The sequence below is a fragment of the Spongiactinospora sp. TRM90649 genome (assembly GCF_029382225.1).
GTDB lineage: Bacteria > Actinomycetota > Actinomycetes > Streptosporangiales > Streptosporangiaceae > Spongiactinospora.
Map to the genome: position 1 here is coordinate 38,805 of NZ_JARLTC010000046.1, position 21,967 is coordinate 60,771.

Below are 21,967 nucleotides of genomic sequence, written 5' to 3' on the forward strand. Positions count from 1 at the left end.
TCGTCGGCATCTGTCCGACATGCGGAACCTGCCCCACGTGCGGCTCGGTGCCGGACCCGGATGAGGGGCCCGGCACGAGCTTCCCGTGGACGGCCGTCGGCACCGCGCTGGCCGTCGCGGTCGGGGCCGGGCTGATGGTCCTCGCCTACCTCCTCGGCTCCGCCTACGCCGAGGAGGAGCCCATCCCGGCGGCCCCGGTCCTCTACGCCTCCTGGAGCACCTCGTGACCGGCACGTGGGCGCGGCTGCTCGCCCCGTTCACCGACCGTCGCGCTGCCGAGATCGACCAGGCCGCCGACGACTGGCTCGCCCCTATCCGCCCCACCACACCGGCCGAACCCCGGCCCTACGACCAGACCAAGAGCGAGGACCGATGAGCGAGATCACCTTGAAGGCGGTCGCCCCGTACCCGGCGACCGAGGATGACGCCACAGCCGAGGTGATGGCCCGGGCCTACGCCATCTACGCGCGGCTCAACCACCGGCTGTGGCTCAACGCCACCGGCCGCGACGAGGCAGACGAGGCGCGGTTGGCGTTCGTGACCTACTACAGCCTCACCTGCCTGCTGCGCGAGCTGATCGGTCGGGCCGGGACTCGGCAGGCCGACGAGGTCGCCCGGCGACTGTGGAGCGACTTGGAGACCCCGGAGGCACTGTGCCTGACGCTGCACGAGTGGCTGATCGAGTACGAGATCACCCCGCAGGCCATCGACGAGATCGCTCAGGCGGAATCGGAGGCCAGGCGATGATGGCCACGACCAGCATCGAGTGGGCCACCGACGTGTGGACCCCCGTCACCGGATGCGACCGCGTCAGCCCCGGATGCGACCACTGCTACGCGCTGACGCTGGCCAAGCGGCTCAAGGCCATGGGATCCGCGAAGTACCAGCGGGACGGCGACCCCCGCACGTCGGGGCCGGGCTTCGGGGTGTCCCTGCACGCCGACGTGCTCACCGAGCCGTTCCGCTGGCGCAAGCCGCGCCGGATCTTCGTCAACTCCATGGGCGACCTGTTCCACAAAGACGTCCCCGACCTGTTCATCACGCAGGTCTTCGACGTGATGGAGCAGGCCACGCAGCACACCTTCCAGGTGCTCACGAAGCGGCACGACCGGATGCGCGCCTTCGTGCAGCGCCGAGAGCAGCAGAACCGGGAGTACGCGAAAAAGTTCGACGAGTGCCCGACCGAGGCGATGCGTCACAGCCCGGCCGCGCGGGCCGCGCGGCAGCGATCTACGGCTCCCCCCGCGAACGTCTGGCTCGGCGTGTCAGTCGAGGATCAGAAGCGGGCCGACCTCCGGATCCCGAGTCTGCTGGAGACCCCCGCTGCCGTCCGCTGGATCTCGGCGGAGCCGCTGCTCGGGCCAATTCGGCTGCCGGTCTGCGAGAGTTGCGACGGCACCGGTGACCACCCGGACGAATGGCTCCCCGAAGGCGTCGCGGACGGTGGCGACTGTCCAGCCTGCAACGGCTCTGGATGGCCGACACCGGGCCTCGACTGGGTCGTGGCCGGGGGCGAGTCCGGACCCGGCGCGCGGCCCATGCACCCGGACTGGGTGCGCGGGCTCCGTGACCAGTGCGTGAGCGCGGGGGTCGCCTTCCACTTCAAGCAGTGGGGCGATTGGGTCCCTGAGTCGCTGTGGCTGCATCGCGACACGGCACCCGCGGGCTTCTTGGCGACCGACGGCACCCACCGGCCCCTGGTCAGCGGCAAGCCAGTCGCTGCGCCGATGAGCCGCGGCCGAGACATCACGATCCGCCGCGTCGGCAAGGGCCGTGCCGGACGCGAGTTGGACGGCCGCACCTGGGATCAGTACCCCACCCCGGTGAGCGTGGGAAGCGAGGCCCGCCATGGCTGACCTCGACTTCCCGCTCGACCTGGACGAGGTGTCTCGGCACTACCACCTGGCGCTCGGCGAGGACATGAGCGGCGTTCCCGAGCACTCGCGGGAGTGCCTGGCCGCCGTGCCGTTGCTGCTGGCAGAACTGCGGGAGACCCTCGCGCAGCGGGAGGGCGACGCCGACGAGCTGGGCGTCCTGCACGTCCAGATGTCCAAGCTCCGCGCCGCGCTGGATCGGGCGCGCGCTGACGAGCGCGCCCGGTGCGTCGCCGAGCTCCGCGCCTACGCCAAGCCGCGGATGGACGCCGCCGTCACCGAGGTCGCCGGAGGCGACGACGACGGGCTCGGCGGAGTCTTCCGCGCTGCCGCCATCGAGTCGGCGGCGCGGCTCTTGGAGTCCGGTCAGCTGACCACCTGATCTTCCCTCCCTCCGCGCTTCGGGGGCGCGCGGAGGGAGCCCATCAAGGCACTACCGGCACCACCGAAAGGGCAAGGATCATGACCCATCCCGGGGGGGACCTCCTCACAACAGCCCCTGCCACCGCCGACCCACACCCCGTCCTCGTCTACGCCGCCGACCGGCACGCCTCACCAGACGACATGCGCGTCGAGGTCACCGACACCACGATCATGCTCTGGATCGGTGGCGCGATGATCGGCGTCAACCGGCTGGGCGACGACACCCAGCTCCGCGCCGCCCTCAACACCGCCTGGAGCATCAGCACCAACGCCCAGCGGTTCGCCGCGCTCCTCAACGAGGAACTCCACCGCCGCGACGAGACCCGCTGCGACGCCCCCGCACAGGCCGCGATGCAGGCGGCCGGGCACCACCGGCCACCACCGGCCCAGCCGCCCGATCACGAACCGATGATCCACTGCAACGGCTGCGGCCACGCCCTGCGCCCAGTCACCGCTGAAGACCACGCCCGCGCTCAGGCCGGCGTCTGCGCTCCGGACAACCGCGGCGACTGCCCGGCCTGCTCGCAAATGCAGCCCGCCGACCAGCCCGCGGCCGGTGCCGCGTGAACGCCGTGGCGCAGGCCGCCTGCTGGGCGTGTGTCCTGGCCGCGTCGTGGCTGTACTGGCGTCCCGGCTACCGGCGCGAGGTGGCGCAGTCGGCCGTGGCGTGTTGGCGCGCCGCATGCCGCGCCGCGCGGGCCGCCACCTACCGGTCGCAGCACATCCCCGGCAGGCGGCCATGACCACCCCGCAGGTCGTCATCACCGGCTACGTCCTGCTCGTCGCCTGCGGCGTCGTCATCGGACTCAGCCTGCGCCAGCGGCGCCGTACCCGGCCCCGGCCGGCGATCGCGCCGGGCGACCTCCAGCTCCCCGACCGCGAGTGGTGGCTGTACCTGCCAGTCGGCGACGACGAGGCCATGTCGGACGAGGACTGGGCCGCCTGGCTGGCCGAGCACGACATCCGGCTCCACGACGTCCGCGACCTCATGGAGGAGCCGTGAACGGCCTGCTGGCCGCGCTCGCCCTGGTCGCCGCCATGGCGGTCCTCGCCGCCATCGGCGCGGCCTTGACGCTCTGGCTCCACGGCCTGGTAGAAGGCCGCCGTGCCCGCCAGATCGAGCGCCCCGAGCATGTGCTCCAGCTCGTCGCGCACCTGCGAGCCGTCGACTCGCTGCCTGTCCCGGACGGGCTGCCCGCCATCCAGCGCCGTATCGCCGCCCGCCCCAGCGGCCACTCCTGGCTGCGGCTGCTCCACCACGGAGCCCACGGTGCTCCCCGCTGAGCGTGCCGGGCGGGCGGCGCGGCCCGCCCGGCACACCCCACGCCCACACCGACCTGACGAGGAACCGATGACCACCACCACCCCGACCGTCCTCTGCGGCAACGAGGACCACGACGAGGAAACCCCCGCCGTCGCCCGCCTCACCTACCCGAACGCCCGCTTCCGCCCGGTCGCGGTCTGCGCCGACGACCTCGAAGACGTGGCAGAGCAGGCGCTCGGAGAGGGCGCGAGCGTGCTCATCGAGCCGATCGAGCACGGCCACACGCCCATCACCCGCGCGATGAAGGCGGCGGCCAGGATCCACCTCCGCGAGCGCGGACAGCCGGTCCGGGCGATCCTGCTGGAGGCTCCGGACATGCCGGGGTACGACGAGCTGCCCGACACGCTGGAGGAGCGCAGGGCACTTCCCGCCCGGTTCCACATCCCCCGGTGGACCGAGACCGGGCGCCCGGCGCTGTGGGTGTGCGCGGTCTGCTGGGAAGACGGGGTCGTCTACCAGTGGCCGTGCAAGACCGCATGCGCCCAGGGCGGCGAGGTGTTCGCCCGATGACGGAGTACAGCACCACCCAGTTGCTCGCCGCCGTCCTGGGCGACTTCCGCCCTGACCCGGCCGACATCACTCCCACGGTGGCCGCCCACGTCCTGTGGTGCTACGGCGAACACGGCGGCCGCGAACCCGGAAGCTTCACCAAGGCCCTGATCGCGTTGATCGCCGAGGCCGACCAGGACAACCGACGCATGCTCGCCGCCCCCTACCCGGCCTACGCCGCCGCCGTACACGTCATCGAGGCCCACCACGACGGCGCAGACCGGCTCCGCATCATGGTGGGCACCTCGTCCTGCGCCTGTTCCGAGCACGGCCCATGCCCCGCCCACGGCGGACCGCTCGGGGGTGAGCGGCATGGGTGAGCCAGCCTCCACGCCCGCCCCCGGCCCGGCGGCCGGCCACCTGGCCGTCGTCATGAGCGCCGACGGCGCCCAGGTCCTGCGCCTCCTCGCCGACGGGAAGACCACCCAGCAGGTCGCCGACCTCACCAGCTGGCCACGCGACCGCGTGATCGGCCTCGCCCGCGCGCAGAAGGGCTGGCTGCTTTCCCCGGACACCGACACCGTCTACGACCCGGGTGCCAAGAACGGCAAGGTCCGCGTGCCTGACACCCTCGCCGCCGCCGTACCATCCGACGCCGCCGCCCTGATCGCCCGGGCCGAGGCGTCGGAGGATCCGCGGCTGCGGCGGCTCGCCACTCAGGTGCGCGACGCTCTCGGCGAGATCCGGGACCGGCTCACCCGAGCACGGGAAGCCGCCGCCCTCGCCCAGGAGATCGCCACCCTGGAAGAGCAGCTCGCGGCGAAGAAGGCCCGCCAGCGGCAGCTCAGCTCCTCCCGCCGAAAGGGTCCCGCCCGGACACCGGCCGCCCCTCGCACGGTCCGGCCCACTGCCCGCAGCAAACGGCCCGGCATCCGCGCCTGGGCCGCAGCGCAGGGCATGGACTGCCCACCCCAGGGGCGCGTCCCGAGGTCGGTCGAAACGGCGTGGGACGAAGCCCACGGAGGCGACCGTGGCTGACGCCTGCTGGGTCCTCACCGACGAATACGGCGGCGGCCGAGACGAGCCCGTCGTCGCCCACTACCTGACCGAGACGCGGGCCAAGGACGCGGCGCGACCGGACGGCTACCGGCCCCGCCAGCTCGATGCCCCCTGCCTGACCCTGACGTGCTCCTGCTGCGAGGAGCCCCTCCAAGACGACGACTACGGCCACGCGATCCACCTCGCCGACCAGGCCGAGGCCACCGAGATCGCCTCGGCCTACGACTGGACCCTCACCGACGGCGTCGCCACCTGCCCCACCTGCGTGACCGGCCCCTGTGACCGGGAGGCGGACACCCATGGCTGACCCCACGATGCTCCCGGGCCGCACGATGCAGGCGGCCCGGCGGGGCAAGGACTGCCGCACCAAGCGGCCCCGGCCGGCGGCCCGCGCGGTCGTCGACGAGCACGGCGTCCAGCTCGCCACGCTCGGCGGCAAGTACCGCAGTGACGAAGAGGTCGCCCAGGCGCTCGCGCTCGCCAAGTGGATGCCGGACTACACCGCGGCGGTGACCCAGTGACGTCCCTGTTCCGCCGGTATCTGCTGTCCCTGGTCGGCATGCGCGTCTCGCGGGACGCGCCGGCCTCCCCGGCTCTCTGCCGGTGCGCCGAGCTACAGGCCGAGTTGGACCACGCCCAGGAAGCGCGAGAGCAGCTGCAGAAGGACCTCGCTCAGGCCCGCACCGACTACGAGCGGCTCCGCGCCGCCCGTCACCTCAGCGTGGACCCGGCTGCGGTTCGCAGCCTCCTCGACCGCCTGACGGCCATCGAGGTCCCGGACGCCCACCTCCAGGCCACCGGCCACGGCCCCCGCGCCGAGCTGATGCGTGAGCGGGCCACGAACTGGCGGCTCACAGAGGAGCTCCTCCGGCGCACTCACGCCGACATCGATGCCGAGCGGAGGTGGAGATGACCCCGCAGGAACTCCACGCCCTCCTGGACGAACGACGCCGCGAGCTGGGCCTGCGCTGGTGGCAGATCGCCGTCCAGGCCGACGTGACCCAGCAGCGCCTCCGACTGCTCCGGCACGGCACGTGCAGCCCACGGATGCGCGCCCGAGCCGAGGAGTGGCTGCGGCACCACCGAAAACAGGACCCGCCTCCGCAGGGGTGACGACGGCGACAAGGCAAGGACGAAGCACTCAGATGACCTGGTTCAAGGTGGACGACTCGCTCCACTCCCACCCGAAGGCGATGGCTGCTTCGCTGGCCGCGCTCGGACTGTGGACCGTGGCCGGATCTTGGTCTGGTGACCATCTCACCGATGGCTTCATCCCCGACCACATGATCCCGTCGCTGTCGCGAGGTCAGAGCGAGCTGGCGAAGGAGCTCTGCGCCGCCGGGCTGTGGAGAAGGAGCAAGGGCGGCTACCAGTTCCACCAGTGGCATGAAGACGGCGATGGAACGGCGCGCAATCCCAGCCGCGAAGTGGTTGAGAACACGCGCGCCAAGCGTGCCGCCGCAGGCCGTAAAGGTGGTCTGGCCAGCGGAAAGACTCGAAGCAAACCGCGAAGCAACACTGAAGCAAATGCTTCAGCACGTGCTTCGCGAATCGTTGAACCCCCGTCCCGTCCCGTCCAGTCCCCGAAGGGGACTAGGACGGATACAGGTTCTGTCGTCCCTTCAGGTCCGTACCGCGCGCGCGACGCAGACGACGACTCCGACGACACCGTCGATCTCGCCATCGTCCAGCTCCTGACGGAGCTGACCGGGCGAGACGTCGGCATCCTGCACGCCGCATCGGTGCGCCATCGCATCCTCGACGGCCACACGATCCGCACCAGCCGCCTGGCCTACGTCGCGAAGTCGATCCACAACGACCCGGCCAAGTTCCTCCCGGCCTGGCCCGACGAAGAACCCTTTGGACGGGCACATCTGCAGGTTGTCCCGGAACCCTCCGAGGAGCCGGAGTGGTGCGGCCACTGCAACCCGCTCGACCGCACCAACGAACTCGCCGACGGCAGCATCTCCCGCTGCCAGGAGTGCAACCCCCGCGCTACCAGCCCCTACCGACATCACCGGGAGATCTCTTGAGCGTCTCCAAGATCCTGCGCTACCAGATCCTGCGCCGCGACAACTTCGCCTGCCGCTTCTGCGGGAGGACCGCCCCCGACGTCGAGCTCCAGGTCGACCACGTCATCCCCGAAGCGCTCGGTGGCCCCACCGAGCCGCCGAACCTGGTCACCGCCTGCGCCGACTGCAACTCGGGCAAGGCCGCCACGCCCCCGGACGCCGCGATCGTCGCCGACGTCGAGGCGTCCGCGCTGCGCTGGACCGAAGCGATGAAGGCCGCCCGCGACCGGCTGCACGCCGACCGGCAGCACCGCGACGGCATCCGGCAGGCGTTCCTCGACGCCTGGGACACGCGGCGACCGCCCCTGCCGACACGGCGCAGCTTCGCTCTGCCGGACAGCTGGCCCAAGACCATCGACCAACTCGCCGCTGCGGGCCTGGCCGTCGATGACATCACCGACGCCGTGGCCATCGCGGTCCACGCCGAGCAGGTCAACGAGGTCTTCCGGTACTTCTGCGGCGTCGCGTGGCGCACAGCCCGCCAGCTCCAGGAGACCGCGCGGACCCTGCTCGACAGCGAGGGAAGCACGCCCACCTTCAGCGGTCTGCGTGACCGGAATCTGCTGCTGGCGTGCCCCCATTGCCACGGCGACGTGGTCGCGGAACTGCCGTTCGACGCCTTCGCGCCCCGCGTCGTCGAGCTGCCGGCCGATCCCGCGTACATCGAGGTCGTGATCGAGCAGGCGCGCGTGAAGCTCGACCTGGACTACGACGAGTCCAGCCGCTACGCGTTCATCGCCATGAACTGGGAGACGCTGGTCGGCCCTGAACTGGCCGCGCGCCTCTTCCCGGACCACCTGCACGACGGCGAACTGCTGCTGTTCTGCGACCACCCCGGATGGGCCGAACGGATCCGACAGCACCTGCTCGACGTGCTGATCCGCAACATCAACCACAACGCCGGCGAAGGCACGGTGTCCCGGATCGTGATCGAGGTACTGCCGTGAGCGCCATCCCTTTCCCGGCGGCCGCACTGCGCGCCACTCAGGACGCCCTCGCTGATGCCGAGCGCGCCCTGGTGTCCGCTCGCACCGGCCTGGACACCGCCACCGCCGTCTATGACTCGCGGCGCAGCGACTCGCCGTCCGGGATCGAAACCTGCACGGCCCACACCGCATGGACGATCGCACTGCGGGAGTGGACGCACGCGCTGATCGCTCGCGAAGCCGCCAAGGACGCCGCGGCCGGCGAGCAGCGCAGCGCTGACCGAGGCGGACCGCAAGACCCCACCGCCACCTGGAGGGCCTGATGACCACGTCCCGTGTCCCCGACCAGCCGAGCGGCCACACCGATCCGGAGATCGACGCCGCCTGGCAGCGCGCCGCGAAAGAGCTGTCCCGCCGCCTGGCCCCGTACGTGCAGGACCACGTCCGCTGGCCACTGGCACTGGCGTTCATCAAGGCGATGGCCTCGGAGGGGTTCCGGCCGCCGCTGCGCCCGCCCCGGCCGGTGGATCGGCGGCCGGTGGAGGACCAGCAGGAGATCAACCGGCGCGGCTTGCAGCAGTTGCGTGAGCAGCTGAACGGCGACGACCACGAGCAGAGCGGGGCCTCGCGATGACCGCCACGAACCCGGTACGCGAGCATGGCACCCCCGCCCGCTACCGGCACGGCCCCGACATCAACGATCGGCCCGGCAAAGGCTGCCGATGCCCCCAATGCCGGGCGGCGAACGCCGCCGACCTGGCCGCCTGGCGCCGCCGCAAAGCGCTGGAGCAGTGGGGCGCTACCCCGGCCGCGCTCGTGGACGCCGCCCCGGCCCGCGCCCACGTTCGCCGCCTGATGGCCTACGGCATCGGCTGGGAACGCGTCGCCGAACTCGCCGGAGTCGGCAACGGCACCGTCGGCCGCCTGCTGTACGGCGCCGGCGGTGAAGCGCCGACCGTCCGGGTACGCCGGGAGACCGCCGCCCGGCTGCTGGCCGTCCAGCCGTCCCCGGACCTGCTGTGCGACGGGCGGCGCGTCGATGCGGCGGGGACCCGCCGCCGCGTCCAGGCGCTGGCCGCGATCGGGTGGACGCTTAGCGACCAGGCGCGGCGGCTGGGGTGGGAGCCGCGGAACCTGTGGGGGCTGGCCAACACCCGCACCCGGGTGGCCGCGGCCACCGCCCGCGCGGTCTGCGGCCTGTACGCGGAACTGTCGATGCGGCCGGGCGAGGGTCCGACGGCCGCCAGGGCCAAGCGGATGGCGACGGCCCGCGGCTGGCTGCCGCCGCTGGCGTGGGACGACGAGCTGATCGACCTGCCCGACGCCGAGATGGAGGCCGCGCTCGCACGGCGGGCGGCGGCGATGGACGAGGAGGAACTGAGCCGCTGCTGGACCGCCCGGTACCGGCACGGCGAGACCTCCCCGCTGATCGTGGCGGGTGTGCGGGAACGGCTGCGCCGCCGCAAGCAGTTGGAGAAGACCGCCAAGCTCGGAGTGCCGGCGTGACCCCCGAGCAGGCCGCCTGGGTGCGCGAACACGCCTGGACGACGCCGATGCGGAAGAACCTCCGCGACACCCCCGCGTTCTACACGACCTGCCACTGTCAGGCCGGGCTCAGCCACTGGTGCAGTCCCGAGGTCGACCAGCACGCCCGGTGCCACCGGGGCTCGCCGCTCACCACGTGGGAGGGCCTGATCTGCGACCGGACCGGTGTTCACCCCGTCCGCTTCGCCGAGCCGTTCGACCACCCCACCGCGCCGGGGGCGGCCGGTGAGCCGCGCCGGGAACGGCTGGCCGTGGTGTGGCTGGCCGACCGGGTGTGCCGGTGGATCTGCCCGTGCACCTGCCACCAGGCCGCGCGCCGAGTGGCGAGGAAGGTCCGCTACGAGGTGGTCGAGCTACCCGACATGGATCTCCCTGGTCTACCCCGGAACGATTCGGAACGGATCGGCGCGCGATGACGCAGACCGCCCTGTGGGACGTCGATCGGCCGACACGCGCCTACGCCCGCCGCTGGACCGCCCGCTGTGACGACTGCGAGCGCCGCGTGTGGGCCGAGGACTCCCTGCGGATGTGCCCCGACGGCCGCCGACGCGGGGAGCACTGCCGCCGGGCGTGGATGCGCGCCCACCGCCGCCTGCACATTCCCCAGCACATTCCGGTACGCCCGCCCGGCGACATTCCCGGCCAGCTCGACCTCACCGCGGCGGATCCTCCGCCGTGATCCACATCCACCGGTGGGAGCTGGTCGAGCGGATCGGCCGGGTCGTCACCTACCGCTGCCGTCTCTGCGGCAAGACCAAGACCCGAATCAGATGAGGAGACCCATGGACAGCACGATCGTCATCCCCCGCCGCATGGCCGGCCTGCCCCGCGACCGGCACGGCCGCCCCGCGCCCTGGTTCGTCGCCTGGATCGGGGGCGAGCCCGACCACCGCGTGGTCGCCCCCGGCAAGGTGCAGGACGCCGTCCGGTTCGGCTGCTGCTGGCTGTGCGGCGAACCCCTCGGCGCGAACCGGGCGTTCGTCATCGGCCCGATGTGCGCCATCACCCGCACCACCTCCGAGCCGCCGTCGCACCGGGAATGCGCCGTGTACGCCGCGCGGGCGTGCCCGTTCCTGACGACGCCGCGCATGGTCCGCCGGCCGAACCGCCTCCCGGACGGGTACACCGAGCCGCCGGGCGTCATGCTCAAGCGCAACCCCGGGGTGGCGCTGGTGTGCGTGACCCGCTCCTACCTGCCGGAGCGGCACCCAGGTCACGGCTACCTGTTCCGCCTCGATCTGGCCGCCCCGACCGCGGCGCTGTGGTTCGCGCAGGGCCGCGAGGCGACCCGCGCGGAGGCCATCGAGTCGCTCGACTCCGGCATGCCGCTCCTGCGCGAGGTGGCCGAAGCCGAAGGCGAGTGGGCGGTACGCGACCTGGAGGACGCGCGCGCCGACGTCCAGCGCTTCCTGCCGCAGCCCGCGCCCCAGCAGGAGGGGACGCGTCATGCCTGAGCGGATCCACCGCCGCCGCACCCGAGGCTGGCGCATGCCCCCGGGCGCGGTGTACGTCGGGCGCCCCGGCTACTGGCGCAACCCCTTCAAGGTCGGCGAGCCGGTCGGCGACGCGGACGGCGGTGGCATCGTCCGCGACCGGGCCCACGCCGTCGAGCTGTACCGGGCGTACCTCGAACGGGTGCCGACCGTCGCCGAAGACGTCCGAAGCGCACTGGCCGGCCGGGACCTGGCCTGCTGGTGCCCGCCCGACGAGCCGTGTCACGCGGATGTGCTCCTGGAACTCGCCAACAGCACGGGGGAAGCGCCGTGAGCCCGGCAGCACCCGCCCCCATCCCCGACGCGGCCGTGCACGCCGCCGTCGAGGCCATGTCCCTGCTGTCCCGCGACCCGCGCATCAACAGCGACGAGTCCATCGCCCGCACGCCGCTGCCCGCCGACGCCGCGCTGTTCGCCGCCGTCGTGGTCGCCCTGTGCGGCGTGGTCGAGCAGCGGACCGGCCGGGCGCTCACCACCGCGCACATGGCGCAGGTGGAGGACTCGCCGTGGGGCCGCGCCGTGGTGATCCACCTGCCCGCAGGTGACGACGTGAACACCTCAGCGCCGCCATGAGCGCTACAAGACCCGGTCAGGACCCCGAACCTCATCCCGCCTCCCACATCGCCCCCAGGGGCCTCACAGCCCCCTCCAGGCCCATCCCAGAGGAGCCCCCGTGTACGTCGTCCTCACCATCCGCAGACCGGCGGACAGCCGGACCTGGCCACGTACGGCATCTACGACGACCTTGACGACGCCAAGGCAGAACGTGACACCCAGCGCGCTGCCACGGCCAAGGTCGGGCGCCGCGAGCGGCACGTCATCGCCGAAGTCACCGTGCTCGACGAGGAGGAGGACGACCGTGGCTGACTACCTCCTCAAGGCGGCCAGCACCGATGCGCGGGCCGCCGCCTGCACCTCGGAGCGTGGACGGTCCATCCTGCGCGCGGTCGCCGACGCCTACCGGGCCGTCGCCGAGATCTACGCCCTGGACCCGACGCTGAAGGGCTGTCCGGCGAGGCGGGAGCGTGACCTGGATCTGGTGGTCGAGCTGTGCCGCCAGATCCCGGTTCTCGTCCGCCGCGCCGTCGAGGGACGCGACGCCGACCGGTGGCCGATCGACGACCGCTGGGCCGAGGCCGAGGCGATGGCGGGACGCCTGCCCGAGATCCTGGACCGGGCACGGGCCGTGGCCCGCCCGGACCACGCCACCCCGGCAGGATCACAGGCGATCTCCCGCACGTGGTTGGTCGCCGCCTCCGACCGGGTCGCCGCCGCCGGGGAGGACCTTCATGACGCACTGGCCAAAGCCAGGAGCCTGCCCCACCCGGCGCAGGAAATCGCCGAGCTGTCCGCCCTCGCCGACCAGATCATTCAACGCGCCGCCGCCCTCGACGGCACCAGGGAGGGTTCGTGAAGGAGACCTACACGAAGAACGAGGACGGCGGGCTGACCATCACCTGGGAGGCGGAGACCCCCGAGGACATGGCCGAACTCAAGAAGCACGCCCTGCGCCTGGTGACCGCGGCCGAGACCAGGGACGACCTCGCGGACCTGATGCCCGACCCGATGCCATGCCCGCAGGGCTGCGGGCAGGCCACCGAGGACCCGTACGGCGGGCCGTGCCGGGCGTGCTGGGACGCCATATCGATGTGGGGGGAGGGCGGGTGACAGTCCGGTACGTCGCCGCAGCCCGCCGCCTGTACCTCGCCGAGCACATCGCCGACGGCGACACCACAGCGTGCGGCCTTGACCTGACCGACCAGGCCGAACTGTGGCAGGACATCCCCGCCGAGCAGGCCCGCAGGATCTGCCCCGAATGCACCGGAACCGAACGACAGGAGCAGTTGCTGTGAGCTACGACATCCACCTGCAAGCCGACACCGGCACCGAGTGGCCCGACGTCGTGGAGATCGGGAACTACACCAGCAACGTCGCGGGGATGTGGGTGAAGGCGCTGAATGGCGTCCGTCTGGCCGAGTTCCACGGCGCGCCGTGCTCAGAGGCGGCCGGTCCGCTCGCCGAGGCGGTGAAGCGGATGGAGTCCGACCCGGACGCCTACCGGGAGATGAACCCGCCGAACGGTCATGGCAACTACGAGGGTGCCCTCGGCTATCTGCGCCGATTGGCCGAGGCGTGCGCGAAGCACCCCAAGTGCCGCATCGGTATCTCCGCATGAGCCGCCGCGCCGATCCCCTCCTGTGCGAGGCCACCCACCGGCGTGACCCCGACCGGCCGCGCCAGGCCGCCCCCGGCCTGCGCCTGTGCCCCGGCTGCCACGCCGCCCTCGGCCGCCACCTCGCCGCCCTGCCGGAGCTGTACGCCGACGTCACCGACTCCCTCCCCACCGGTGGCACCGGCACCGGCCCGGCCGTCTCCGGCAGCCACGGCACGCCCCTGCCGTACAACCCGCGCGCCGGCGACTGGCTGTCCCAGGTCGAGCACGACGTGGACCACCTCGTCCGCCGCGTCGTCACCGAACGGGGCCTCACCCCGCCCCGGCCGACCGTCCCCACGATGTGTGGCTGGCTTGCCCCGCACACCGACTGGCTCGCCGCCCACCCCGACGCCGGACCTGTGCGTGACATCCTCGCCGAGCTCGTCGGCCAGGCGTACGCCATACTCGACCCCGCCCGACGCCCTCTCACCATCGGACCGTGCGTCGAGCAACTCGACGACGGCCCATGTGACGGAACACTGCGGGCCACGGTTCGCCGCGACGACGACGTGCGCCAGTCGGAGATCTACTGCGACAGCTGCGATCTCACGCTGGATACGACGCAGTGGCACAAGTTCGGAAGGCGATACGGCCGGGCGCGAGAGAAGATGGCGGTAAACCCAGTAAGTCTCCCTGCCGTCTCACGAGCGTGACACCGACCCCAACGCCAACTAGCGTCCCGTCGGGCATCGATGGCGTTAACTGGGACGCCGTCTCCGGCATCGCCGACTCCGTCATGGCCGTCGGTACCGTCCTGACGCTGGTCCTCATCGCATGGACTGTCCGTCAACAAGGCAAAGCCCTGTCATTGCAGATCAAACAACTGCAGGAATTACAGGCAAGCAAAAAGGAAGATCGTGCCGCCGCAGAGCGATCTCGGCAGGAGCACAAGGTGCGGCGGGTACGCAATGTGTGGGTGACTTCACACACGCTCCGACCGCTTTCGCCCGTCGAGCGTGGGAGAGGTGGCACATCGCCCTCTCGACGACTGATTGAGATGATCGATGAGGTACTCCATGCCCGCGTGAAAGAGGAAGGACAAGGAGACGGCGCAAACGAATGGAAGGCGGCAGCGATCCGGGTGCACAACCGAACCGAAATGGATATCCATAACATCAGCTCGCATGGGGACAACCTGAAACGGCCTGTGTGGATCTGGCGGGAGACCGTCGATCAACTGCTGGAACTCTCCGAGGTGGACGTACTCGCGCCAGACACGGCAGCGTGGTGGGTGTGGCCCGGCCAGGACGAACGCGTGCTCGCGGCAGGGAAGACAGAGATCCACTTCTCCGATGAGGACGGCGTACGGTGGGCCAAAGACTTGCATGGTCACTCGATCCGCGTAGATCTACTGACCAGCTGAGGAATCATGCCCGTCCTACTCTGAAAGAGTGAGCAGCACCCAACGCATCAGCACCGCCGACGCGGCGCGGATCTATCGCATCCCGGCCCGAACCATCCGCCGCTGGCACTCCGAGGGTCGTCTCACCGCCACCCGCGACGGCAAGCGTCTCCTCTGGTCGTGCGCCGAGCTCGACCAGCTCGCCGACCTACGTGGCGCGTCCCGCTTGCCACGTACGCCCTAGTGACCCCATCCTTATGGTCAAATAGATCACGTGTCGGCCCGGAGCGATTCGCCCGGGCCTTTCGCATGTCCGGAGAACGGAGCAGCCCGTGCGATACGTCCTCATCGGCGTCGACGGCGAGTACCAGGTGCCCGGCGGCTCCGAGCAATGGCTCATCGACCTCGACACCCAGACACCCACCCGGGTCCCGCTCGCGCCGCTCCCCGACGCCCTCGGCGTGGTGACCGGCTGGGTCAACCCCGCTGACACCACGCTGAACGGCATCGGCGAGCAGGTGCTCCTCGCGCTCGGCGCTGCCACCGGCACCTACTCGGGTCCGGTCGTCATCACCGGCTGGGACGGAGACAACGACGAGGTGCGCGGCCTCAACAGCGACCAGGCCCAGGCCATCCACGACGCCTACGACAACGCCCAGACCTGACCCCGTGCCATGAGCGACGACCCCCGCGACCCATCGCTATCCGGCGATCAGGCCGACCCATCGCTATCAGGGCGGCCCCGATGCGCTGGCCGTAGCAAGCGGGGGCCATGTAAGGCGTGGCCGGTCCGGGGCGCGACAGTGTGCGTGGCGCACGGAGGAGCGGCGCCGCAGGTGCGGGCCGCCGCCGCGCGCAGGCTGGAGCGGGAGACCGCCCAGCGGGCGATGGTGACCTACGGCCTGCCCCGGGCGGTGGACCCGGCCGATGCGCTGCTCGAAGAAGTGCACCGCACGGCCGGGCACGTGGCGTGGCTCGCCGAGAAGGTCGCCGCCCTCGATGAGGGCGACCTGGTGTGGGGCACCACCGTGGAGGTGGACAAGGGATCAGGCCAGTTCGGCGGCACCGACACCACCCAGGCGGCCAAGCCGTCGGTCTGGGTGGAGCTGTACCGATCCGAACGCCGACACCTGACCGAGGTGTGCAAGACGGCACTCGCGGCCGGGGTCGCCGAGAGGCAGGTGAGGCTGGCCGAGCAGCAGGGCGCGATGCTCGCCGACGTCATCGGCCGCGTCCTCGACGCGCTCGACCTGACGCCGGGACAGCAGGCCCGGGTGGCCGAGGTGGTCCCGCGCGAACTGCGGGCGGTGTCCGGCAGGGCCGCCTGAGCCGAGAGGGGTGGCCGTGACCGCCGTCGATGCGTGGGAGTACGCGGCGCGCCGCTTCGAGCCGGTACGGCCCCGCTGGGCGACGCCCGGCGAGCTGGCCGCCGAGTTGGACCCGCGGACGGTGCAGACACCGGCACTGGAGCTGATCGACGCCGAGTTGGTGCGGCTGCGGAACACGCCCGATGGGCGGCTGGTCATCTCGATCGCGCCGCAGGAAGGCAAGAGCCAGCGCACCAGCCGCCGGTTCCCCACGTGGGTGCTGACGCAGAACCCCGACGCCCGGCTCGCCGTGGTGTCCTACGAACTCGGTGTCGCCCGCCGCTGGGGTCGGGCCATCCGCGACGACATCGCCGTCTACGGCGGCACGCTGGGCCTGCGGGTCCGCGATGACCTGTCCGCGCAGCACGAGTGGCAGCTCGCCGGCCATGACGGCGGCGTGTACTCGGCGGGCATCGGCGGAGCCTTGACCGGGCGACCGGTCGACGGCCTGGTGATCGACGATCCGATCAAGGACCGGAAGGAAGCCGACAGCGCCGCTTACCGGGACCGGGCGTGGGACTGGTGGCTGGAAGTCGGCTCCACCCGCCTCTCGCCCGGGGCGTGGGCGGTCGTCATCGCCACCCGCTGGCACGAGGACGACCTGATCGGGCGGCTGCTCGCCGCGCCGGACGGGCACCGGTGGCGTGTCATCAACATCCCGGCGCAGGCCGACCACGACCCCGCGAAGGGTGAGACGGACCCGCTCGGCCGCGAACCAGGTGAGTTCCTGGCGTCGGCCAGGGGCCGCACCGTAGCCCAGTGGGAGGCCATCAAGCTCCGCTCCGGGTCGCGGACATGGAACGCCCTCTACCAGGGCAGACCGGCGCCGTCCGAGGGTGGGATCTTCCAACGCGGCTGGTGGCGGGAGTACGGCTCGCCGCGCTGGATCGAACGCGACGACGGGACGCGGTTCGCGCCGGGCGCCGACGAGGTCGTCTGCTCGTGGGACATGGCGTTCAAGAACCTCGACGACAGCGACTACGTGTGCGGCCAGGTGTGGGCCCGGTACGGCCTGCAGGTGGTCCTCCTCGATGAGGTGCACGACCGGCTGTCGTTCGTGGAGACCCGGCAGGCCGTGCGGCAGCTCGCGTCGCGGTGGCCGCAGGCAACGCTCAAGCTGATCGAGGACAAGGCCAACGGCACCGCCGTCATCAACAGCCTGTCCCGCACCGTGGCCGGTCTGATCCCCGTCGAACCCGACGGGTCGAAAGAGGCCCGCGCCGCCGCGGTCAGCCCGTTCGTGGAGGCCGGGCAGGTGTTCCTCCCGGCGCCGGAAGTCGCGCCATGGATCGGCGCCTGGATCGACGAGCACGCCGCGTTCCCCAACGGCTCGCACGACGACCGGGTCGACGCCATGTCCCAGGCGCTCAACCGGCTGCTGCTGAACCCGATCCTGACCGGCGAACTCATCGTCGAGTCACAGGATCTGGACGACGACCTCGACGGCTACGAGATCAGCCCGTACTAGGCAGGAGGTGCCCCATGGCGTTCGCTCAGCTGCTGCGTGAGGCCGCCTCCCCGCTGCGTGAACGGGTCTACCGCTGGACTGGACGGACGGAGCTGGCCGAGCAGGTACGGCGCGAGCGTGACACCCGCCAGCTGCTCGCCGAGAGCATTGCCGAACTCGAAGCGCGGATGGCGGAGCCCGGGTGGCAGCGGCTCACCGCGCTGGCCGAGCAGGAGTTCACCCGCGAAGGGTTGCGGGTGATCACCGCCGTCTGCCGGGTCATGGCCATCAAGAACCCGCTGATCAAACGCGGGTTGGGGCTGCGGCAGGCGTACGTGTGGGGCGCGGGTGTGGAGATCTCCGCCCGCGCCCCGGACGTGAATCGGGTCATCCAGCAGTTCAACGACGCCAACGAGAACACCCTGACGGGTGGCCCGGCGTCGGAGGAGCTCGAAAGGGCGCTCGGTACCGACGGCAACGTGTTCATCGCGTGTTTCACCTCGCCGCGCACCGGCCGGGTGAAGGCCAGGACGCTGCCATGGGACGAGATCACCTCGGTGATCCGCAACCCGGAGGACAATTCCGAGCCGTGGTACTACCGGCGGGACTGGTGGGAGGAGCGGATCGATCCCGCCTCGGGCGGGGTGATCGAGACCCGGCGCACGGCCTACTACCCGGCGCTCGGCTACCGCCCCACCCGGCGCCCGAAGGCGCTGGTCTACCCGCGGTTCGGGGACACGCAGCCCGCTGAGGTGATGTGGGACGCCCCCGTCTACCACGTCCGCGTCGGCGGGCACCTGCACTGGAAGTGGGGCGTGCCGGACGCGTACGCGGCGATCGACTGGGCGCAGGCGTACCGGGTGTTCCTGGAGGATTGGGCACGTCTCGTCAAGGCCCTGTCGCGGTTCGCGTGGCGTCTCACCTCGCCCGGGTCCAAGCAGACCGCCGCGAAGGCCCGCCTGGCCGCCGCCCCCTCGACCGATCCCGTGACCGGTGAGGCGCGGCACTCCGGCGCGACCGCGATGCTCACCCCGAACATGCAGCTGGAAGCCATCCCCAAGTCCGGCGCCACCATCGACTCCGAGTCAGGCCGGCCGCTGGCCGCGATGGTCGCCGCCGCCTTGGACCTCCCGGTGACGATGCTGCTCGGCGACCCCGGCGTGACCGGCGCCCGAGCAACGGCGGAGACGCTGGACACGCCGACCGAGCGGGCGATGGAACTGCGCCGAGGCGTGTGGACCCAGGCCCGGCGGGCGATCTACGCGTACGTCATCGCGGAGGCCGTGCGCGCGGTCGACGGGCCGCTGGACGGCACCATCACGACCGACCCAGACGGGCGCGAGGTCGTGACGCTGGCCGGTGGCGCCGACGACACGATCGATATCTCCTGGCCGGACCTCGATGACATCGACGTCGAGACCACCGTCAAGGCCATCGTCGCAGCGGATCAGACGACGTACCTGCCGCCGCTGGTCGTCGCCCGCCTGCTGCTGGAGGCGCTGGGCGTGACCGATGTGGATCAGATCCTGGACACCCTCACCGACGAGGCGGGCGAGTTCGTGCCCCCTCGCGACACGGTGGGACAGACGTTGGCGGACAGGTTCCGCCGTGGCGAGGACCCGGCGGCGGTGCTCGACCAGCGCGGCGGCCCGCCTACCCAGGACGAGGAAGACGATGAGGAGGAGGTCCCGGCCGGTGCCGGTGACCGCTGACACCCTCGCCCTCGTGGCCGCGGCGAGGGCCGCCGTGGACGACATCCTCGACGCCACCACCCGGACGCTGACCGGGGCGTGGGTGACCGCTTGGGACGGTCTGGCCCTGGACCTGCTGCTCGCCCTGGATGAACTGCTCGCGACGCTGGCCGGCGGAGGGTGGCCGTCGCGGGCCCGCATCGCCAGAGCGGCGCGGCTCCAGGAGGCCCTGGAAGCCGCCGCGCGGGCGCTGGAGGAGCTGACGGCGCGGGTGCGCTCGGAGACGGCCACAGGGGCGCGTGGGGCCGTGCAGACGGGCCTGTCGGCGCAGCCGGGCATCATCGCCTCCCAGATGCCCCCTGGGCTGAACCGTGCCGCGTTGCTGTCGCAGCTGACCCGCTGGTCGGAGCGGGACCTGGCGGCGATCGTGGCCCGCACCACCGAGCGCATCACCTCGCTCACCCGGCCGTTGTCGGCGGACGCCGAGGCGGCGATGCGCCGCGAACTCGTGCGAGGCGTGGCCGTCGGGGCCAACCCGGTCGATGCGGCCCGCGCGATGCTGGCCCGCCTGGAGGGGGCGTTCAACGGCGGACTCACCCGCGCGGTGACGATCGCGCGGACGGAGATGCTCGACGCGCACCGCCAAGCCGCCCAGGCCGGACAGGACGCCAACGCGAGCGTGTTGTCCGGGTGGATCTGGTCGGCCGCGATGGCCCGCACCACCTGCCCCGCCTGCTGGGCCATGCACGGCACCGTCCACCGCCTGGAGGAGCCAGGCCCGCAAGGCCACCCGCAGTGTAGGTGCGCGCGCACGCCGGCCGTGCGGCCGTGGCGGGAGCTCGGCATCGACATGGACGACCCGCCGAGCGTCATCCCCGACGCCCAGGCCACGTTCCGCTCGATGAGCCGGGACGACCAGCTCGCCGTGATGGGCCCCGGACGGCTCGCCACGCTCGACCGGGGCGACATCGCCTGGGCCGACCTCGCGCAACGCCGCGACAACCCCGACTGGCGGCCGTCGTATGTGCCGACACCGGTCGGCCAGCTCACCCGATGACAGGAAGGGGCACCATGCCGCCCGCGAAGAAGACCGACCCGCCCAAGGTCCGCGACAGCGGCACCTACAGCGAGCAGGCCACCGCGCTGGCCATCGACGTCCGCGCGCTGGCCGAAGACGTCGGCGAGCGCCTCGACGGACTGCTGGGTCACGTCAACCGCGTCCAGCAGACCGCCCCCGAGGTCACGGAAGCCGCCGCAGCCGACGGCGTCCGACGGATCCCCATGGCCGTCGGCGACGTCCTCCGCACGCTGGAAGGGCTCCGTGCCGCCGCCGGTGACCTGGCGCAGCGCGCCGCCGGATGACCGTGAACGCGCCTGCGGCCACGCGTCTGGCCGAGTCGATCCCGCTGGCTGAGGCCGTGCGCGGCGCGCCGTCGGGGCGGCGGATGCGGATCCGGCTGATCGACGCCGGGTGGGGCAGCTCCGGCTACTACAGCCGTGAGGTGCTGGAGCGCGCCGCGAAGGCGGGCGTGTTCGGTGCCGGGATGCACATGTACCTCGACCACCCGACCGTCACCGAGCAGGCCGAGCGGCCCGAGCGGTCGGTGCGGGACCTGGCCGCGGTGCTCACCGGGCCGGCCGTCTACGACCAGGGCGGCCTGTACGCCGAAGCGCAGGTGTTCGCCCCCTTCCAGCAGGTCCTCGCTGAGCAGGCCGAGCACATCGGCGTGTCGATCCGCGCGGTCGGCACCGCCGAACCGGGGGAGGCCGAGGGCCGCCGCGGCATGCTGATCACCGAGCTGACCGAAGGCGTCAGTGTGGACTTCGTCACCGCCGCCGGGCGCGGCGGGCAGATCGTCGAGGTCCTGGAGTCCGCGCGGGCGCTGACCGAGGCGCGGAACATCGGCGGCTGGCTGGAGTCCCGCCTGCACGCCGTCTTCACCCAGATCAGCGACGACATGTACGGCGAGGGCCGCCTCACCCGGGAGGAGCGGATCGGCCTGTCGTCGGCGATCGGCGACGCCCTGGGCGCGTTCGTGGCCCGGGTCGAGGCCGACGGGCCGCCCGAGCCCACCTCCGCGGACATGGCGGAGACCACCCTGCCGGCGCCGCCGGCCAAACCCCTGGAGGTGACCCGCGTGAGCGGACCCCAGACGGGCGCGCCGACCGGCGGCCCGACGACAGAGATCAGCGAGGCCGACCGGCTGCGCACCGAACTCGCCGAGACCCGGCAGAAGCTGGCCGAGGCGGAACTGCGGATCGCCCAGCTCGGCGACCAGGGCCGCGATCTGGAGGACACCAAGCGGTCGCTCGAGGAGGCGCGCAGGGAGAACCTGAAGCTCCGCGCCAACGACGCCGCCCGCGCCAAGGCGACCGCGACGCTCGCCTCCAGCACGCTGCCGCAGACGGCGCACGCCCGTGTCGTCGAGGCGGTCACCGGCGACAACGTCCCGCTCGGCGAGGACGGCGCCTTGGACGAGGCCAAGCTGACCGAGTCCATCAAGGGAGCGATCGAGGCGGAGCGCCGCTATCTCGCCCGGTTCGCCGAGGAGGCAGGAATCGGCAGCGTCCGCGGGCTCGGCTCCTCCGGCGACCCGAACGAGATGACCGAGTCCGACCTGCAGAGCGGCCTGAAGGACGTGTTCGGCCGTCTCGGCATGGACGCCACCACCGCCGACCTGGCCGCGAAGGGACGCTGAC

40 protein-coding genes are annotated in these 21,967 nt (G+C 72.0%); all 40 read left to right on the forward strand.

Translation table 11 applies throughout. From position 1 onward, the window contains the following. Positions 1-47 precede the first annotated feature (47 nt). Positions 48-227, forward strand: a complete 180-nt coding sequence (locus P3X83_RS38775) for a hypothetical protein (protein ID WP_277310381.1) — start codon at positions 48-50, stop codon at positions 225-227. Beyond that, complete coding sequence (locus tag P3X83_RS38780) at positions 224-376, forward strand: hypothetical protein (RefSeq protein WP_277310382.1); 153 nt, start codon at positions 224-226, stop codon at positions 374-376. The genes P3X83_RS38775 and P3X83_RS38780 overlap by 4 nt, the downstream gene beginning before the upstream one ends. Further along, complete coding sequence (locus tag P3X83_RS38785; RefSeq protein ID WP_277310383.1) at positions 373-747, forward strand: hypothetical protein; 375 nt, start codon at positions 373-375, stop codon at positions 745-747. Before P3X83_RS38780 ends, P3X83_RS38785 begins: the two co-directional genes overlap by 4 nt. Continuing rightward, a complete protein-coding gene (locus P3X83_RS38790) occupies positions 744-1,856 on the forward strand; it encodes a phage Gp37/Gp68 family protein (protein WP_277310384.1) in 1,113 nt (370 codons plus the stop codon). The genes P3X83_RS38785 and P3X83_RS38790 overlap by 4 nt, the downstream gene beginning before the upstream one ends. Beyond that, positions 1,849-2,256, forward strand: coding sequence for a hypothetical protein (locus P3X83_RS38795; RefSeq protein WP_277310385.1), 408 nt, complete (start codon positions 1,849-1,851; stop codon positions 2,254-2,256). Before P3X83_RS38790 ends, P3X83_RS38795 begins: the two co-directional genes overlap by 8 nt. 80 nt (positions 2,257-2,336) lie before the next feature. After that, the gene (locus P3X83_RS38800) at positions 2,337-2,864 is read left to right on the forward strand and encodes a hypothetical protein (RefSeq protein ID WP_277310386.1); all 528 of its coding nucleotides are present in this window, start codon (positions 2,337-2,339) and stop codon (positions 2,862-2,864) included. Further along, positions 2,861-3,040: a hypothetical protein gene (locus P3X83_RS38805; protein WP_277310387.1), complete on the forward strand. Its 180-nt coding sequence runs from the start codon at positions 2,861-2,863 to the stop codon at positions 3,038-3,040. The genes P3X83_RS38800 and P3X83_RS38805 overlap by 4 nt, the downstream gene beginning before the upstream one ends. Continuing rightward, the gene (locus P3X83_RS38810) at positions 3,037-3,300 is read left to right on the forward strand and encodes a hypothetical protein (RefSeq protein WP_277310388.1); all 264 of its coding nucleotides are present in this window, start codon (positions 3,037-3,039) and stop codon (positions 3,298-3,300) included. The genes P3X83_RS38805 and P3X83_RS38810 overlap by 4 nt, the downstream gene beginning before the upstream one ends. Continuing rightward, positions 3,297-3,581, forward strand: coding sequence for a hypothetical protein (locus P3X83_RS38815; protein ID WP_277310389.1), 285 nt, complete (start codon positions 3,297-3,299; stop codon positions 3,579-3,581). Before P3X83_RS38810 ends, P3X83_RS38815 begins: the two co-directional genes overlap by 4 nt. 67 nt (positions 3,582-3,648) lie before the next feature. After that, positions 3,649-4,131, forward strand: a complete 483-nt coding sequence (locus P3X83_RS38820; RefSeq protein ID WP_277310390.1) for a hypothetical protein — start codon at positions 3,649-3,651, stop codon at positions 4,129-4,131. Then, a complete protein-coding gene (locus tag P3X83_RS38825; RefSeq protein ID WP_277310391.1) occupies positions 4,128-4,490 on the forward strand; it encodes a hypothetical protein in 363 nt (120 codons plus the stop codon). The genes P3X83_RS38820 and P3X83_RS38825 overlap by 4 nt, the downstream gene beginning before the upstream one ends. Beyond that, positions 4,483-5,148 carry a hypothetical protein gene (locus P3X83_RS38830; protein ID WP_277310392.1) on the forward strand — a complete coding sequence of 222 codons (666 nt, stop codon included), beginning with the start codon at positions 4,483-4,485 and terminating at the stop codon, positions 5,146-5,148. The genes P3X83_RS38825 and P3X83_RS38830 overlap by 8 nt, the downstream gene beginning before the upstream one ends. Next, complete coding sequence (locus P3X83_RS38835) at positions 5,141-5,476, forward strand: hypothetical protein (RefSeq protein WP_277310393.1); 336 nt, start codon at positions 5,141-5,143, stop codon at positions 5,474-5,476. The genes P3X83_RS38830 and P3X83_RS38835 overlap by 8 nt, the downstream gene beginning before the upstream one ends. Continuing rightward, on the forward strand, positions 5,469-5,690 hold the full coding sequence (locus tag P3X83_RS38840) for a hypothetical protein (RefSeq protein WP_277310394.1): 222 nt from the start codon (positions 5,469-5,471) through the stop codon (positions 5,688-5,690). The genes P3X83_RS38835 and P3X83_RS38840 overlap by 8 nt, the downstream gene beginning before the upstream one ends. Then, a complete protein-coding gene (locus P3X83_RS38845) occupies positions 5,687-6,082 on the forward strand; it encodes a hypothetical protein (RefSeq protein ID WP_277310395.1) in 396 nt (131 codons plus the stop codon). Before P3X83_RS38840 ends, P3X83_RS38845 begins: the two co-directional genes overlap by 4 nt. After that, positions 6,079-6,282 (forward strand): hypothetical protein, encoded by a 204-nt coding sequence (locus P3X83_RS38850; protein ID WP_277310396.1) that lies wholly within the window; start codon positions 6,079-6,081, stop codon positions 6,280-6,282. Before P3X83_RS38845 ends, P3X83_RS38850 begins: the two co-directional genes overlap by 4 nt. Before the next feature lie 32 nt (positions 6,283-6,314). Beyond that, positions 6,315-7,202 carry a hypothetical protein gene (locus P3X83_RS38855; protein WP_277310397.1) on the forward strand — a complete coding sequence of 296 codons (888 nt, stop codon included), beginning with the start codon at positions 6,315-6,317 and terminating at the stop codon, positions 7,200-7,202. Continuing rightward, complete coding sequence (locus P3X83_RS38860; protein ID WP_277310398.1) at positions 7,199-8,188, forward strand: DciA family protein; 990 nt, start codon at positions 7,199-7,201, stop codon at positions 8,186-8,188. The genes P3X83_RS38855 and P3X83_RS38860 overlap by 4 nt, the downstream gene beginning before the upstream one ends. Continuing rightward, positions 8,185-8,490 (forward strand): hypothetical protein, encoded by a 306-nt coding sequence (locus tag P3X83_RS38865; RefSeq protein ID WP_277310399.1) that lies wholly within the window; start codon positions 8,185-8,187, stop codon positions 8,488-8,490. The genes P3X83_RS38860 and P3X83_RS38865 overlap by 4 nt, the downstream gene beginning before the upstream one ends. Then, positions 8,490-8,801, forward strand: coding sequence for a hypothetical protein (locus P3X83_RS38870; RefSeq protein ID WP_277310400.1), 312 nt, complete (start codon positions 8,490-8,492; stop codon positions 8,799-8,801). The genes P3X83_RS38865 and P3X83_RS38870 overlap by 1 nt, the downstream gene beginning before the upstream one ends. Next, positions 8,798-9,673, forward strand: coding sequence for a hypothetical protein (locus tag P3X83_RS38875; protein ID WP_277310401.1), 876 nt, complete (start codon positions 8,798-8,800; stop codon positions 9,671-9,673). The genes P3X83_RS38870 and P3X83_RS38875 overlap by 4 nt, the downstream gene beginning before the upstream one ends. Next, entirely contained in the window at positions 9,670-10,128 is a 459-nt protein-coding gene (locus tag P3X83_RS38880; RefSeq protein ID WP_277310402.1) for a DUF6248 family natural product biosynthesis protein, read from the forward strand. Before P3X83_RS38875 ends, P3X83_RS38880 begins: the two co-directional genes overlap by 4 nt. After that, the gene (locus tag P3X83_RS38885; RefSeq protein ID WP_277310403.1) at positions 10,125-10,391 is read left to right on the forward strand and encodes a hypothetical protein; all 267 of its coding nucleotides are present in this window, start codon (positions 10,125-10,127) and stop codon (positions 10,389-10,391) included. The genes P3X83_RS38880 and P3X83_RS38885 overlap by 4 nt, the downstream gene beginning before the upstream one ends. A gap of 103 nt (positions 10,392-10,494) precedes the next feature. Further along, the gene (locus tag P3X83_RS38890; protein WP_277310404.1) at positions 10,495-11,166 is read left to right on the forward strand and encodes a hypothetical protein; all 672 of its coding nucleotides are present in this window, start codon (positions 10,495-10,497) and stop codon (positions 11,164-11,166) included. Beyond that, positions 11,159-11,479 (forward strand): DUF4326 domain-containing protein, encoded by a 321-nt coding sequence (locus P3X83_RS38895; protein ID WP_277310405.1) that lies wholly within the window; start codon positions 11,159-11,161, stop codon positions 11,477-11,479. Before P3X83_RS38890 ends, P3X83_RS38895 begins: the two co-directional genes overlap by 8 nt. Beyond that, the gene (locus P3X83_RS38900; protein WP_277310406.1) at positions 11,476-11,778 is read left to right on the forward strand and encodes a hypothetical protein; all 303 of its coding nucleotides are present in this window, start codon (positions 11,476-11,478) and stop codon (positions 11,776-11,778) included. The genes P3X83_RS38895 and P3X83_RS38900 overlap by 4 nt, the downstream gene beginning before the upstream one ends. Before the next feature lie 286 nt (positions 11,779-12,064). Then, positions 12,065-12,619 (forward strand): hypothetical protein, encoded by a 555-nt coding sequence (locus P3X83_RS38905; RefSeq protein WP_277310407.1) that lies wholly within the window; start codon positions 12,065-12,067, stop codon positions 12,617-12,619. Beyond that, the gene (locus P3X83_RS38910) at positions 12,616-12,873 is read left to right on the forward strand and encodes a hypothetical protein (RefSeq protein ID WP_277310408.1); all 258 of its coding nucleotides are present in this window, start codon (positions 12,616-12,618) and stop codon (positions 12,871-12,873) included. The genes P3X83_RS38905 and P3X83_RS38910 overlap by 4 nt, the downstream gene beginning before the upstream one ends. Beyond that, on the forward strand, positions 12,870-13,058 hold the full coding sequence (locus P3X83_RS38915) for a hypothetical protein (protein WP_277310409.1): 189 nt from the start codon (positions 12,870-12,872) through the stop codon (positions 13,056-13,058). Before P3X83_RS38910 ends, P3X83_RS38915 begins: the two co-directional genes overlap by 4 nt. Then, a complete protein-coding gene (locus P3X83_RS38920; RefSeq protein WP_277310410.1) occupies positions 13,055-13,381 on the forward strand; it encodes a hypothetical protein in 327 nt (108 codons plus the stop codon). Before P3X83_RS38915 ends, P3X83_RS38920 begins: the two co-directional genes overlap by 4 nt. Continuing rightward, complete coding sequence (locus P3X83_RS38925; RefSeq protein WP_277310411.1) at positions 13,378-14,073, forward strand: hypothetical protein; 696 nt, start codon at positions 13,378-13,380, stop codon at positions 14,071-14,073. Before P3X83_RS38920 ends, P3X83_RS38925 begins: the two co-directional genes overlap by 4 nt. Next, a complete protein-coding gene (locus P3X83_RS38930; RefSeq protein WP_277310412.1) occupies positions 14,070-14,783 on the forward strand; it encodes a hypothetical protein in 714 nt (237 codons plus the stop codon). The genes P3X83_RS38925 and P3X83_RS38930 overlap by 4 nt, the downstream gene beginning before the upstream one ends. A 28-nt stretch (positions 14,784-14,811) precedes the next feature. Continuing rightward, positions 14,812-15,006: a helix-turn-helix domain-containing protein gene (locus P3X83_RS38935; RefSeq protein WP_277310413.1), complete on the forward strand. Its 195-nt coding sequence runs from the start codon at positions 14,812-14,814 to the stop codon at positions 15,004-15,006. Positions 15,007-15,094: 88 nt separating this feature from the next. Beyond that, positions 15,095-15,427, forward strand: a complete 333-nt coding sequence (locus P3X83_RS38940) for a hypothetical protein (protein ID WP_277310414.1) — start codon at positions 15,095-15,097, stop codon at positions 15,425-15,427. Between the two features lie 171 nt (positions 15,428-15,598). Then, positions 15,599-16,090: a hypothetical protein gene (locus tag P3X83_RS38945; protein WP_277310415.1), complete on the forward strand. Its 492-nt coding sequence runs from the start codon at positions 15,599-15,601 to the stop codon at positions 16,088-16,090. A gap of 16 nt (positions 16,091-16,106) precedes the next feature. Beyond that, entirely contained in the window at positions 16,107-17,597 is a 1,491-nt protein-coding gene (gene terL / locus P3X83_RS38950; RefSeq protein ID WP_277310416.1) for a phage terminase large subunit, read from the forward strand. Between the two features lie 14 nt (positions 17,598-17,611). Continuing rightward, a complete protein-coding gene (locus P3X83_RS38955; RefSeq protein WP_277310417.1) occupies positions 17,612-19,288 on the forward strand; it encodes a hypothetical protein in 1,677 nt (558 codons plus the stop codon). Then, positions 19,272-20,324, forward strand: a complete 1,053-nt coding sequence (locus P3X83_RS38960) for a phage minor head protein (RefSeq protein ID WP_277310418.1) — start codon at positions 19,272-19,274, stop codon at positions 20,322-20,324. Before P3X83_RS38955 ends, P3X83_RS38960 begins: the two co-directional genes overlap by 17 nt. Positions 20,325-20,338: 14 nt before the next feature. Next, on the forward strand, positions 20,339-20,629 hold the full coding sequence (locus tag P3X83_RS38965) for a hypothetical protein (protein ID WP_277310419.1): 291 nt from the start codon (positions 20,339-20,341) through the stop codon (positions 20,627-20,629). After that, positions 20,626-21,966, forward strand: coding sequence for a hypothetical protein (locus P3X83_RS38970; protein WP_277310420.1), 1,341 nt, complete (start codon positions 20,626-20,628; stop codon positions 21,964-21,966). The genes P3X83_RS38965 and P3X83_RS38970 overlap by 4 nt, the downstream gene beginning before the upstream one ends. Position 21,967 lies beyond the last annotated feature (1 nt).